Origin of the sequence: Capnocytophaga genosp. AHN8471, from assembly GCF_016806945.1 — a bacterium.
GTDB classification, from domain to species: domain Bacteria; phylum Bacteroidota; class Bacteroidia; order Flavobacteriales; family Flavobacteriaceae; genus Capnocytophaga; species Capnocytophaga periodontitidis.
The window spans coordinates 40144-53167 of record NZ_JAESPJ010000021.1; the positions used below are offsets into that span (position 1 = coordinate 40144).

17 protein-coding genes are annotated in these 13024 nt (G+C 37.4%); 5 read left to right on the top strand and 12 right to left on the bottom strand.

The window, feature by feature from the left end; all coding sequences use genetic code 11:
- Positions 1–53 precede the first annotated feature (53 nt).
- On the top strand, positions 54–239 hold the full coding sequence (locus JMN12_RS09650) for a hypothetical protein (RefSeq protein ID WP_203138858.1): 186 nt from the start codon (positions 54–56) through the stop codon (positions 237–239).
- Positions 223–783, top strand: coding sequence for a GNAT family N-acetyltransferase (locus tag JMN12_RS09655; RefSeq protein ID WP_088593885.1), 561 nt, complete (start codon positions 223–225; stop codon positions 781–783). The genes JMN12_RS09650 and JMN12_RS09655 overlap by 17 nt, the downstream gene beginning before the upstream one ends.
- On the opposite strand, the gene JMN12_RS09660 is transcribed toward JMN12_RS09655, so the two are convergent.
- The 9 genes from JMN12_RS09660 to JMN12_RS09700 form a co-directional block, all read right to left on the bottom strand.
- A complete protein-coding gene (locus JMN12_RS09660; RefSeq protein WP_203138859.1) occupies positions 761–1414 on the bottom strand; it encodes a hypothetical protein in 654 nt (217 codons plus the stop codon). The two genes, JMN12_RS09655 and JMN12_RS09660, sit on opposite strands and share 23 nt — an antisense overlap.
- Entirely contained in the window at positions 1411–1821 is a 411-nt protein-coding gene (locus tag JMN12_RS09665) for a hypothetical protein (protein WP_203138860.1), read from the bottom strand. The genes JMN12_RS09660 and JMN12_RS09665 overlap by 4 nt, the downstream gene beginning before the upstream one ends.
- 30 nt (positions 1822–1851) lie before the next feature.
- On the bottom strand, positions 1852–2604 hold the full coding sequence (locus JMN12_RS09670; RefSeq protein ID WP_203138863.1) for a hypothetical protein: 753 nt from the start codon (positions 2602–2604) through the stop codon (positions 1852–1854).
- Positions 2601–3098, bottom strand: a complete 498-nt coding sequence (locus JMN12_RS09675) for a hypothetical protein (protein WP_203138865.1) — start codon at positions 3096–3098, stop codon at positions 2601–2603. Before JMN12_RS09675 ends, JMN12_RS09670 begins: the two co-directional genes overlap by 4 nt.
- A 3-nt stretch (positions 3099–3101) precedes the next feature.
- Positions 3102–3827, bottom strand: a complete 726-nt coding sequence (locus tag JMN12_RS09680; protein ID WP_203138867.1) for an ADP-ribosylation factor-like protein — start codon at positions 3825–3827, stop codon at positions 3102–3104.
- Positions 3828–3857: 30 nt separating this feature from the next.
- Positions 3858–4541: a leucine-rich repeat domain-containing protein gene (locus tag JMN12_RS09685; protein WP_203138869.1), complete on the bottom strand. Its 684-nt coding sequence runs from the start codon at positions 4539–4541 to the stop codon at positions 3858–3860.
- Between the two features lie 30 nt (positions 4542–4571).
- Positions 4572–4793, bottom strand: coding sequence for a DUF6140 family protein (locus JMN12_RS09690; protein ID WP_203138871.1), 222 nt, complete (start codon positions 4791–4793; stop codon positions 4572–4574).
- Between the two features lie 207 nt (positions 4794–5000).
- Entirely contained in the window at positions 5001–5912 is a 912-nt protein-coding gene (locus JMN12_RS09695; protein WP_203138873.1) for a helix-turn-helix transcriptional regulator, read from the bottom strand.
- A 57-nt stretch (positions 5913–5969) separates the two neighbouring features.
- Positions 5970–6932 (bottom strand): AAA family ATPase, encoded by a 963-nt coding sequence (locus tag JMN12_RS09700; protein WP_198467353.1) that lies wholly within the window; start codon positions 6930–6932, stop codon positions 5970–5972.
- 136 nt (positions 6933–7068) lie between these two features.
- Between JMN12_RS09700 and JMN12_RS09705 the strand changes: the two genes are divergently transcribed.
- Both JMN12_RS09705 and JMN12_RS09710 read left to right on the top strand, forming a co-directional pair.
- Entirely contained in the window at positions 7069–8115 is a 1047-nt protein-coding gene (locus tag JMN12_RS09705; protein ID WP_203138875.1) for a WD40/YVTN/BNR-like repeat-containing protein, read from the top strand.
- Positions 8112–8780 carry a hypothetical protein gene (locus JMN12_RS09710; protein ID WP_203138876.1) on the top strand — a complete coding sequence of 223 codons (669 nt, stop codon included), beginning with the start codon at positions 8112–8114 and terminating at the stop codon, positions 8778–8780. Before JMN12_RS09705 ends, JMN12_RS09710 begins: the two co-directional genes overlap by 4 nt.
- Positions 8781–8786: 6 nt before the next feature.
- On the opposite strand, the gene JMN12_RS09715 is transcribed toward JMN12_RS09710, so the two are convergent.
- From JMN12_RS09715 to JMN12_RS09725, 3 genes are all read right to left on the bottom strand, one after another.
- Positions 8787–9872 carry an ATP-binding protein gene (locus tag JMN12_RS09715; protein ID WP_002677472.1) on the bottom strand — a complete coding sequence of 362 codons (1086 nt, stop codon included), beginning with the start codon at positions 9870–9872 and terminating at the stop codon, positions 8787–8789.
- Positions 9873–9986: 114 nt separating this feature from the next.
- Positions 9987–11402, bottom strand: a complete 1416-nt coding sequence (locus tag JMN12_RS09720; protein ID WP_203138877.1) for a Gfo/Idh/MocA family protein — start codon at positions 11400–11402, stop codon at positions 9987–9989.
- A 119-nt stretch (positions 11403–11521) separates the two neighbouring features.
- Positions 11522–11767: a hypothetical protein gene (locus JMN12_RS09725; protein WP_203138878.1), complete on the bottom strand. Its 246-nt coding sequence runs from the start codon at positions 11765–11767 to the stop codon at positions 11522–11524.
- A 19-nt stretch (positions 11768–11786) separates the two neighbouring features.
- Between JMN12_RS09725 and JMN12_RS09730 the strand changes: the two genes are divergently transcribed.
- Positions 11787–12911 carry an aminotransferase class I/II-fold pyridoxal phosphate-dependent enzyme gene (locus tag JMN12_RS09730; protein WP_203138879.1) on the top strand — a complete coding sequence of 375 codons (1125 nt, stop codon included), beginning with the start codon at positions 11787–11789 and terminating at the stop codon, positions 12909–12911.
- The last annotated feature ends 113 nt before the right edge of the window (positions 12912–13024 follow it).

Here is a 13024-nt window from a genome sequence, read left to right on the forward strand (position 1 = left end):
TGACAATTATTTCGTATTTTTGCCAAAAATTCTAACTAATAATTCTATAAAAGATGGCAACAAGTATCCAACCTACTCCCACCTTACTTGGAAAAGAAGCCGAAGCTTTTTGGGAGAAAATAGCTAATTACGACAATTATCTTAAAGAAAAAGGTATTGTTCTAAACCGTAAAAAAATAGAAGAAGAAGCCACACGCTTTAGAGAACTTTTTAAAAGAAAAGATGATGACAACAAATAACCCTGATAATGGCGGTATTTTGTTACTCACAGAAAACCATACCATTAAACCTTTTGATTGTGAAGACGATGATTTGAACGACTTTCTGTTTAATGAAGCTATACCATACACTAAAGAAATGCTTGCGACTACATTCATTATAGAAAATGATGAGAGAACTTTAGGTTATTATAGTCTTTTAAGTGATAGTTTTCGAGTGGAAGAAACAAATTTTGCTTCTAAAACACAATATAAAAACTTCTTACGCGAATTAGTACCACATCCCAAACGCCATTTAAAAGGTTTTCCTGCTATTAAAATAGGACGTTTAGCGATTGACAAGACTTTTAAAGGAAAAGGACTTGGTGCATTGATTGTCAATGCAATTATTGCAGATTGTATTCATATAAACCAGAAACACGCCTGCCGATTGATTACTATTGATGCTTACAAGAAAGCTATTCCTTTTTATGAAAGATTTGGTTTCCAATTCCTAACAGAAAACGATAAAGATCTAAATATACGCCAAATGTTCCTTGACCTCAGCAAGATAAAGGATTTCTAAGCACTCTTCCTAGCTCTTCTTTCCCCGTACGTCCCTCATATTGTGTAATAGAACGATTCCACCACGCACTATTGGGGTGAGGTACACTCTTGGCTTTGGCAAGTAAGGCAGTTGCTCCTTCTGCTTGGGCAACTCGCACAAACGACTCATAAGCTTTTTTGCTCACGAAAACGATAAGTGCAGGCTGTAGCTGTTTTTCTAAAGCTACCAACTGCTGAAAGCTACGCACTTCCTCGTCCCAGCTGTTTATGATGATACTCTCGCCACACACCTCAGCCGGACGCAAAAAGTAATTACCAAAAGCTATGTATTCCAACGCCTGCGGATAATCTCCTTTGGCAAACACCTCGCTATACACCTTGCCTATATTGCGGTAGATGTTATGAGCAGGGTTTTTATAGCTACTTTCTATCACATCGTGCCTGATGATAGCCGCTGTATTGAGCCACGCCAATGCCTCGGTACTAAAGCCATAACTTGCCGTACTACGCTCATACCACTCCTGCCCTACCTTATGATTATAAGTAGCAGGTAAATAGTGACTTTCCTCTAAGAAAAGTACTTTTAAGGGTGCTTTAGGGTAAAGTTTCCCAATAAAGGGAGTAAGTTCGGGGTGTAAGTTATAAATCATACTAAAGCTAAGATTTCTTCTACTTTTTGATTAATTTCTCGTATATGATTCATTTGAATTGGTTTTCCAAGAATAATAGTATTTTTATTATTCCCTGCTCCTAAATTAAAATTCACCTTTTTCATTAAATTTTTCCTTATTGTACATATAACTTTTGAACAGTTATATTTTTTCATATTTTCCAAATGTTTTTCAACTGAATTTTCTTTTTCTCCAACATAATCTCCTTGAGAAACTATTCCGAGTATTATTTCATTCTTTTTAAGAACTGCCCAAAAGTCTCCATGACTGATTTCTGTATAGGGTACTACTTCTTTCCAATTTCTTTTTATTAATTCATTGTAAACATAGTTGATTGTAGCTGTTTTGCCTGAATGAGCTTTCCCTTTAAGTACAATTAATTCCATATTTAAATACTTTTTAATGGTTTAACAATTTTAAAATTCAATTTCTATAGTTAAGTAATATTTTTCTTCTGAAACTTTTTTTTCATCAAGTTGAAATTTACCTCCTGCTACTGGAAAGCTAATTTTCGACAATAACTCATTAGTACTTTCCATATTACTACTTAAAGAAATCTCTTGGGATATTCTTTGTAATTTATTGTTAGAAGCATTAGCCATCTCTACCAATTCCTCTAAAAACCTATCACCCGATAATCGTGATTTTCGCAAATACCGTCTTGCAGCCTCGTAATCACATTGTCCTCCTGAGTAGGTAGCATCGTATTTCAGCTTACTAACCATTTCATTAAGATAAGTTGATTTAGCATCTATACTCCCTGAAACTGCTTTTATATTTCCTCCTAAATGTGCACTTTCCTCAGTAGAGTGTTTTGCTGCAAAAACCTTTTCTGTCTTTACACTCTTAGCGCCTATCAAATGACATATTCTAAGTATATTTGCTAACTTTTCTACTGCAAAATTTTCGTTAGCTTTTATGACTTCAGAATATTTAGTACGGTCGTAAGGAGAGATGGTTAGCGTCATACCATTGTAAGGCTGAATATCCTCAATAATAGTATAATTATCCAAAAACTCCTCTGTTCTTTTTAAAGGCACAAGAAGTACTTCAGGGTTCGTGAGTAACTCTTTTCCTTCTTCTTTATAACCTAAGTTATTATAGTCTATATCATCAATAAAATAGACTACTTTCCTTTCATTGGGTGCGTATTCTTCTAATGCTTTCATAGCTTGCTTAATGCTAAAATTAGTAATATGATTCCTACAATGATAGCTCCTATTACAATAGGGTTAGAAAAGAAACTTTTTTCTAAGTTCTTTTTTGCTCCTTCAATAGTTTGTATCATTTTCTCAATGGTTTCTTCTGAAACTTGTGTTTGTGGTGTAGTGCTTTTAAAAGTTTCCTCTATCAATCTCTTAAACTCACTGCTCTCAGTCTCTTCATAGCCTTCAACTAAAAGCATAACGGCTACTCGTCTCTGATGAATATCTTTATTCTCTGCACTCATATCTATCAAAAAAAGATTCTTATCTTTTTTTGACTGTACAATTTCCAAAAAAGGTTCCTGATGTTTAACCTTTCCATTTTCTTTAATATCAAACATTAAATTTACAAACTCTCTCCCTTTTATTTTATCTTCAATAGGGAGAAGCTTACCATTTTCTAACACAAAATCATCTTCATTTTCGTTAGAACTCTGTATCCACGCTTTTATATTCATAACTTATTTTTTTGAACTTTCTAAAATATCATTTATTAGCTCATAAACTAATCGTTCTGTTTCTTCTTGAGTTTTCAAGCTACCATAAATAGCTTTAGTCCCTTTTTTGAAAGCTGATGTTTTTAAAGTTTCATCTATTTGCTTCTTAACCATATCAGCGTCTTCCGAATACTGAGGAATCATATCCAAAAAAGTAATCAATAAATACAGTTTTTGTACTGCTTTTTCAGCATTAGAATTATGTTCTGCTTTTTCAGCATTAGAATTATGTTCTGGTTTTTTGGTATCGAAAATTTGAGAAATATGCTCTTTAATCAAATCTATATATTTTGTATCTCCTTCGAAAACCTTATCCCCCCTAATTAGGTAACAAATCACATTAGATTCATTAATCAATTTCTCCCACTGGTCACGCATAAACTCTGCTCCTCCAATATCTACACTCTCATTAACAATTAGCTCATAATCTTTTAGCTTTAGAGTATTTTTAGCTGTTTTTTCTCGAGAAGTCTGTTTATACTCTCCCATATAAACTTCTCCAGTTGTTAAAAAGTGATGTAAAGTAGTCTTCCCAGAGGCTCTTTCTCCAAGGATAGTAAAACGCCTATTATCTTTAAGAGACTCAATAATAGCAGCACTAACAAACCCCGCTAATCCTCCTGCTAATCCTCCCCATATAAGAGAAGGCAAAAGCCACCAAATTAAAGGCAATATAGCAATTGCAATCATAAAAATTAAATTTAATGTTAAACAATAGTATTAAGCTTCTTGTATCATTTCCTTATACTGAAACCAACAATTTTCATTTCTATATTTTTCAATGCTTCCTTTAGGTACTTTAAAAGTTACCCCTTCAATAGGAAAGACTTTTTCGCCTAAAGAAGGAGGCTCTTTAGCCGTAATAGTAACAGTCTTTAATGAGTTACAACCCAAGAAAGCTCTATCCTTAATTTCTTTGACATTTTCAGGTATTTCAATTTGTTTTAAAGCAGTACAATCTAAAAAGGCTTGTTCTTCTATTAATTCTAAATTGTTAGGTAATGCAATAGTTTTTAAAGAAGAGCAAAAAGAGAAAGCTCCTGCTTCAATTTTCCTCCCTACTAATTTTGAAGAAGTTCTTGAGAAATTAACTTTTTCTAATTTTTCACATTTCTCAAATGTATTTTCTCCAATTATTATTACATTAGAAGGTAATTCTACTGATTCTAATGATTTACATCCTGAAAAAGCATTGTTTCCTATAGCTGTTAAACTATTTGACAAAACAATGTTTTTTAAAAGTCCTTTATCACATTGCTGTTTGATAGAATTCTTATCAATAGTAGCTTTACAATTCACTTTAGTAGAACTATTATCGTTTACTGAGATAGACTTTAGAGAAGTGCAATCTCTAAAAGTATTTCGTTTTATTATTCCAATATTTGTTAAATCAATATTCATCATATATTTCTTATTAATTAGTATTCAATGCTATTACCCCACTTTCTCAACTCTCAGTGCCGTTCTGAAAATACCATAACTCTTGCTTACATCTATACCATAGATGCGCTGGAAAGCGGCTATTACTTCACGACCGCCATTTACTGATACGGGGTTGGTGGTGGTTTGGGTAGGTATGTCTACAGACATTCCGGGTTCTAAGCATATGCCATTGCTGACTACGGTACGGGTTACAGTTACTCGATATAATGCCATAAGATTTAATGATTAAAAGTTAATAATATGTTTTTGATATTCACGCTGCAAAATTATACTCTTACTCTGCCAAAAAGCAACAGTGTAAAAAATTTCTTCTTTCTCAGGCGACAAATGTAAAAAAATATTCTTTAATAATTCCTAATAAAATCTTAATTTTAACATTTAAAGCATTTTGCCAATTTGTCATTCGTATTTTGTATTTCGTCATTTGTAATTATCAAGTGCTTGCTTGAGTCGCATTATAATATGCTCACGATACCAATGAGGTTCAACCACTTGCACACGGTTACCTAACGAAAGTAACTTTTGGTCGAAATCGTAGGAGGGGGTAAGATGTAGGCGTATCACCAACTCTTCAGCGTTGTCAGTAAGGATTTCTTGAGAGGGGTGCAAAGGGTGTACCTTGGCATAATTACCTTGATGACGGTCAAAACGGAGAATAATATCTTCAGGTGGGGCAGGTAAGGCTATCACTCCGTAAGCATTGCAAAAGTGTTCCTCTACATTAAAAGGTGCAGGGGTGAATGTTTTTTTGAGAATATCCAAATCGCTAATGCGGTCGAGCGCAAAGACACTTATAGTAGTTTCTTCGGTATTATTAACCATATCGCGCGCTAACAAATACCAATGGTAATCAAACTCTTTGAGAGCGTAGGGCTGTACAATATGAGACAAATAGGTATCTTCGCGAAACTTGTGATAAGTAAATTCCAATAGTTGGTGATTGTCGATGGCATAGATAAGTCCGTAGAGCCAATTGAGTCCGCGTGTAGGGCGTTTTTCAAAGTGTATAAACTGACGATTGTAGGAATTTTGCCGCAAGGCTTCCATCAGCCAATCGTGCTCCATCATTTGTGTTTGATACTCATCTACATCTTCCCAATTAATAGAATAAATATTATTAGAACGTTCGTAATTGAGCCGTATATTTCTCTCTCTTAGGAGATCTTTTTTATCGCGCTCAAAGGTGCGTTCCTTGTAGTCAAAAGGAATATCTTTATCTTCAAAGCGGCGTTCGATATAATCTTTGATATCGGCGAAAGAAGCTCCACTTTCGCCTCTGTTTTTTAAAAGTTCCAATAGGAATTGGAAACGGAGATTTTTATAATTTGCCATAATATTAATAGGGTGCGAGCCGCACAAGCAGTTAGATTAATTAGTAATAAAAATGATTTACAATGCTTTTTGAAATTCGGTTTGGTATTTATTAAAAATTTCAAAGTAACGTTTCATATTCTCAAGTTCCCACCATTTAGATAAACTTACAGGGCGGGTATCAAGATTGTATATTTTTGCATTAGGAATAGAAAGCAAAAAGGGTGAATGTGTTGCAATAATAAACTGCGTATTAAAAGCTCGTGCTGAAAGCTCAATGAACTCTACTAATTTGAGTTGCGTTTCGCACGACATACTGTTCTCAGGTTCGTCTAATAAGTATAGACCTGGATTGGAAATCTGCTCCATAAGGTACATCAGTCCTGTTTCGCCATTAGAAAATGAAGGTCCTATATCCCCTATCGTTTTTTTGATGTATTCGGTATAGCTACTTTTTCGCATACTGAGAAAATCATTAAAACGTTCTATACTTGTCTCATCCTCCAAATTGATAGACTTAGGCACTGTTCCTGCTGCTGCTCTCTTCTCTTCAATAATCATATCGCTCTTAAAGCGTTTTTGGTCATCTCTAAGGCGTTTGTCTATCATTTTTTTAAACACATCATCGCTAGTAATCATCTTGCTAATTTCTAAAATATCGTACTTGTAATTAGTCTTATTTACAAGATCTAAATCTTTATTTGTATAGTAAAAATTGCTCTTAAAAGAACACATTTTTACGTACTTTTCCATCAAGTATGACGAATTGTAAGGTGCTTCTCTCGAAATATGCAATTTGTTTGAAATTACATTTAAAATAGTAGATTTACCCGAACCATTGCCTCCATAAAGGATAGTAATAGGCTCAAAATCTAAACAACTAAGATGATAGGCTAAAAGGCTAAACGGATAAACATTTTGAGCAATGTAATTAAGTGCTGGCTCTATAGGGCGCCTGTCTTCTTCACTATAGAAAAACCTCTGTAGTTCTTCTTCCTCTTTTTCTACTGAAGGGAAATAAAAAGTTTCTAAGTATACCATTTTTTATTAGTTTTTTGGTTTCACGGGGCAAAGATAAGGCACTACTCTGACAAATCGTGTCAGTGATAAAAAAATATATTCTTTCTTTGTTATTCCAACCAAAAACATTATCTTTGCCTTTGTTTATCACTGATGTATGAAACATATTGCTATTATTTTTATATTGCTTTGCCTTGTGGCGTGTAAGCACTCTAATCCTTATAACGACACTACTATCAAATTGGTAGAAGTAAAGTCCTTTCCGTTAGAGAAGATAAGCGTGCGAGCAATAGTGCTCTTAGAGAAAAACGTGGCTTTTGCAGGCTCCGATGCTACCTTTGGTTTTATCAACACTCAAAACCAAACTATTGCGACTTCTAACTTGAAGAATCGCGGGGTGATTTCCGATTTTCGTGCGGTGGCAGCGACAAGTCAGAACTTTTTTATGCTCTCTATCGGCAACCCTGCCTTGCTCTACAAAGCTGAACAAAGTGGTATGGAAGAAGTATATTGCGAGGAACACCCCGATGTTTTCTACGATGTATTGCGCTTTACGGACGACCAATTTGGTATTGCTATTGGCGACCCTATCGACAATCGCCTATCGGTAGTAACAACGCTCAATGGCGGACAACAATGGACGAAACTCACGTGGTCACAATCACCCCAACTCGAAGAGGGTGAAAGTGTATTTGCCGCTAGCAACTCGGCTTTGGCGCACTATGGCAACAAACTATGGGTAGTAACAGGTGGCAGTAAGAGCAGGGTGTTGTTCTCGGACAACAAGGGCTATAAATGGCAAGACCTCGCTACGCTACCTCTCGTTCAAGGGCAAGCTACTCAAGGGGCTTTCACCATAGCTTTCTACAACGACCAGCAGGGCATCGTTCTCGGTGGTGATTATGAACAACCTACAGAGCGCAAAGGCTCTGGCGCACTCACTTTCGATGGGGGTAAAACTTGGCAGCCTATCGCGACCGATAAGGCTATTGGTTATGCGAGCTGTGTGCAATACATCCCTAATAGTGAGGGAAATGCTTTGGTAGCAACTTCGCCTAATGGTCTTTTCTTCTCTAACGACCAAGGCAAAAGTTGGCAACAACTTTCGGATAAATCCTATCACGCACTCCTTTTTGTAGATGAGCAAACTATGGTTGCTTCGGGCAATGAGAAAATCACCCTTTTTAGAGTTGTAAAGAAATGATGGTAAGTGAAGTAACAGCTTTGCGAAAGGCAGGTGAATTGGATGAAGCATTGCGTATCGCTCTCGAGGAATTTAAGGAAAACGACAGCAGTATCAACAAATATTCGTTGGGCTGGGTATATTACGATTTTTGTAAGAGGGCAGTAGCCGAAAACGACTTAGATGTTTTCCTGCAATATGTACAATCTCTCAAAGACCTGCATTTCAACACTGAAGAAGTACTCATCACCGACCAACTGCTTTGGCAATATGTAAAACTCTTCGCTCAGTTGCGTAAAACGGGAAGAATAGCACTCATTGATGTGCTGTACGAAAGTTTGAAAGGTATGTATTTCACGATGCCTTCTGAAGCGTTTTCTGCCTTAGCAGAGCAGTTGCACAAAGCTTATAAAGACCGCGATGAATATTTAGAAGTAATTACTGATGTAATGCCTTTTCTGCGCGCTGAAGATTTTGCGCCTAAATCATACCAAGGTACGCTTATAACGCCTTTAGCAGAACAAATTTACCGAACTTATAGCAAACATATATTAAAAAGTGGCGATAAAGAAATTATCGCCACCTTTATACCTATCTTACATCAGTGGATGCAAGCACATCCTGAATACAATTCGCTTATTTATTACTATGTGGAAATGTGCAATTTTGCCAATATACCAATGTAATAATTATCAATTGTTCATTGCCGAACATTGGTTGTAGAGTTCACGCCACGATGCTCCGCGTTTCTTCATTACATTTTCAAGGTATTCCTTCCACACCATTTTATCTTTGTCTTCATCTTTTACCACAGCTCCTTGCAATCCTGATGCTAAATCTTCATCGGTTACAGTGCCGTTGCCAAAACTACCTGCCAATGCCATACTATTGGTGATAAGCGAAATAGCTTCGGCGGTAGAAATAACTCCACTAGGCGATTTGAGCTTTTGTTTTTCGTCTAAAGTAGCTCCTTTGCGCAATTCGCGGAAAATTGTTACAATCTTCTCTATGGCTTCATTGCTTGGCAAGGCGGCTTTCAGCTTGTAGTTGTTAGAAATTTCGGCTACGCGTTTGGTTACGATAGATACTTCAGTTTCTAAAGTAGCAGGAGCAGGTAGCACAATGATATTGAAACGTCTTTTAAGTGCTGATGACATTTCGTTTACACCACGGTCGCGGGTATTAGCTGTGGCAATAATAGAGAAACCACGCTGAGCTGGCAATTCTTCACTGAGTTCAGGAATGGCTATATTCTTTTCCGATAGGATAGAAATCAATGCATCTTGTACTTCAGAAGCACAACGCGAAATCTCCTCAAAACGAGCGACAGTTCCTGTTTCCATTGCGCGATAAATAGGTGATTTAAGTAAGGCTTCGTGCGATGGACCGTTAGCCAAAAGCATTGCGTAGTTCCACGAATAGCGTATATGCTCCTCACTGGTACCCGCAGTACCTTGAATCACTTTGCCCGAATCGCCGCAAATGGCAGCTGTAAGGTTTTCGGAAAGCCACGATTTGGCAGTTCCTGGCTCACCTATGAGCAACAAAGAGCGGTCGGTAAGGAGTGTAGCTATAGCGATTTCCACCAAGCGATTATGACCGATGTACTTAGGAGTAATTTCCACCCCGCAGGCAGTACCACCAGTTACAAATTTCAGCACAGCTTTAGGCGACAATTGCCAGCCTATGGGCTTTTCTTGTTTTTTATCCTCTTCTTTTAAAGCCTCTAATTCCTTAGCGTAGAGTTGTTCCGCAGGAAGGCGTAATACATTTGACATAAGCTCTATAATCCTCCCCCACCTCCTCCCAAGGAGGGGAGAATGCAATATAAATAGTTAAAAAAATATATTATCCTACCCCCTCCCCTTGGGGGAGGGAAAGGGGTGGGGATACTAATTAACGAACGCGTGTTTATAACCTTTTTGTTTATTCCAAGCACCACGAGTAAAATCAGGGATTTCTACTGGAGCACTGCCATTTTCGAGTGACAGTTTGGAAAGAGGTGCTAAGCAGCACCATTCGGCTAAATCGTATACGTCCATATCTAAAGGCAAACCATTGCGCAAACAGTAGATAAGACGGTAATCCATAATGAAATCCATACCGCCGTGACCACCTACTTTTTTAGCTTGTTCTTCCAAATCTTTCAAAATACGTGGTTTGTATTTTTCCATCAATACTTTTTTAGCATCTTCAGGCATAAAGTTGTGAGCCGATAGATTTTCGTGATTAGGAACTTCGGCTTTTGCCACACTTTCGGGCTGTAACAAATAGCCTTCCATAGGGTATTTATTAGCAAAACCTTGGGTTCCGGTGAGTTGGTACATACGTGAATACGGGCGTGGTGTTACTACATCGTGCTGAATTTGAATAGTTTTACCTTGTTCAGTTTTAATCATTGTAATGGTAAGGTCGCCATTTTGGAAATCAGCAGCGTCTTTACCTGTTACTTTTTGGTATACTTCCTTACCTCTAAAAGGTTTAGTATCTACCGAAACCAAGTAGTTCATCTTGTCGCCGCGGTGAATATTTAATGCCTGACAAACAGGACCTATACCGTGTGTAGGGTATACATCACCACGGTGTTTATGGTTATAATCGAGACGCCAATTATTCCAATATTCTGTCCAAAACTCATCGAGATTGTGGATATAAGAGCCTTCGCCGTGAATCACCTCCCCTAAGAGTCCTTGTTGTACCATATTAAGGGTTGTAATCTCAAAGTAATCGTACACACAATTTTCGAGCATCATACAGTGGCGGCGTGTTTTTTCACTCGTATCAATAAGCGCCCAAATCTCATCCATATCAAGCGCTGCAGGCACTTCTATAGCCACGTGTTTGCCGTGTTGCATTGCGTAGAGTGCCATTGGGGTGTGGTGCTTCCAGTCGGTTACTATATAAACAAGATCAACATCAGGGCGTTCACAAAGGGCTTTCCAAGCATCTTCACTGCCCGTGTATTGAGGCACACGTGGGTGACCTGCTTTTTCAATTACTTGCTGGGCTTTTTCCACCATCTCAGGACGGATATCACAAAGGGCGGTGATTTTAGCCCCCTCAATGTGCATATAGCGTTCCACGGCACTATAACCGCGCATTCCCAGACCGATAATCCCCACACGTACTGTATCTAACTTATTGGTCGTGAGGTTCAACACATCAGTTTGACCTTGAGCGCGCTGAGGTGTTTCTAACTTTATAGGTGCATTAGAAGTTTCAGGTTTAGAGTTGGTTTGAGGTTGATTGCAAGCGGTAAAACCTGCTGATAGAAAGATGCCGAGGAGCATCGAATACAATTTTTTCATAAAAGTTAAAGGTTAAAAGTGATAAGTTAAAATTTTACAATGGGCAAAGTTATAAATAATTTGTTAATTAGCAAATTAGAGAATTAGAAAACTTTGTTTTTTCATTCAGGCATTCCAAGTTACCAAGTACCGCCATAACGCGTATCTTCCCACACTTGTTTAAAATCGGGGATATTGTAATAGTTGCGTTTTTTAAACTCTTTTTCGTAATCAAATCCACCGTTTTCTAAACCTATTCTTACAAAATATTGATATTCCTTATCTACCGTTTGTCCTATAATTTCAGCATAATAAGCTAACTTAAAGAAGTTTAGTATGTGGCAAAGGTAACAAATTTTCGTCATTCGTAATTCGTAATTCGTCATTATTTTCTACTTTTGCAATATGAAACACATCCGAGAAAAATTAACTGAACGCCAAAAGAACAATGCCTTGCGCAAACTTAGTGAACGATCATTTGCTATTGATTTCTACTCTAATGATTATATAGGTTTTAGCACAAATCCCACTATCACTGAACGTGTTAGCCAACTAATAAGCGCCACAACACCTCACGGTGCAACAGGCTCTCGATTGCTATCGGGGAACTCTCATTTATTCACAGAAACTGAACGTTATATCGCTGATTTTCATAACGCTGAAGGGGCTCTTTTGTACAATTCGGGCTATGATGCCAATGTAGGTTTTTTCTCTTGCATCGTAGGTCGTGGCGATGTAATTTTATATGATAGTTATAGTCACGCTTCTATACGCGATGGTATTTCACTCAGTTTAGCACATTCGTACAAGTTCAAACACAACGATTTAGACGATTTGGAAAAACTGCTTAAAAAGTTTGCTACGGGTGATAAAACAGTGCTCATCGCTACTGAAAGCGTTTTTTCAATGGATGGCGACAGCCCAGATTTAGTGCGTTTGGTAGCTTTAGCACAACAATATGGCGCTTATATAGCAGTGGATGAGGCACACGCTATAGGTGTTTTTGGCAAACACGGCTGTGGGTTAGTACAAGCCTTAGGATTAGAAACAGCAATCTTCGCGCGCATTGTCACCTTTGGCAAAGGCTTAGGGGCTCACGGAGCAGCAGTGGTTGCTAATGATGAGGTGATACAATATTTGGTAAACTTCTCACGCTCATTTATTTATACAACAGCTATGAGTCCGCATAGTGTAGCGACTATTCGCGCAGGTTACGAACAATTGCAACAAACGGAGGCAATGAACGTACTTCACCACAATATAGAATATTTCAAATCGTTGATAAACCAATACGGCATTGAAGGATTTATTCCTTCCGATTCAGCTATCCAAGCAATGGTAGTAAGTGGCAACGATCGCGTGAAAGCCCTTGCCGAGCGTTTGCAAACCCAAGGCATAGGGGTATTGCCTATTTTAGCCCCTACGGTACCTGCAGGACAAGAGCGTTTAAGGGTGTGTTTACACAGTTTTAATACCGAAAAAGAGATCAAACAATTAGTCAATTTGACAATTCAGCAATTCAGCAATTAGCTTCTAATTTTTAACTTCTAAAATTTGTTAATACCTTACTTTCAGCAAATAACTTTCTTCTTCTTTTTTAAACCGAATATAAATTAATGTTTTTTGTATATTTTTTGTTGTAT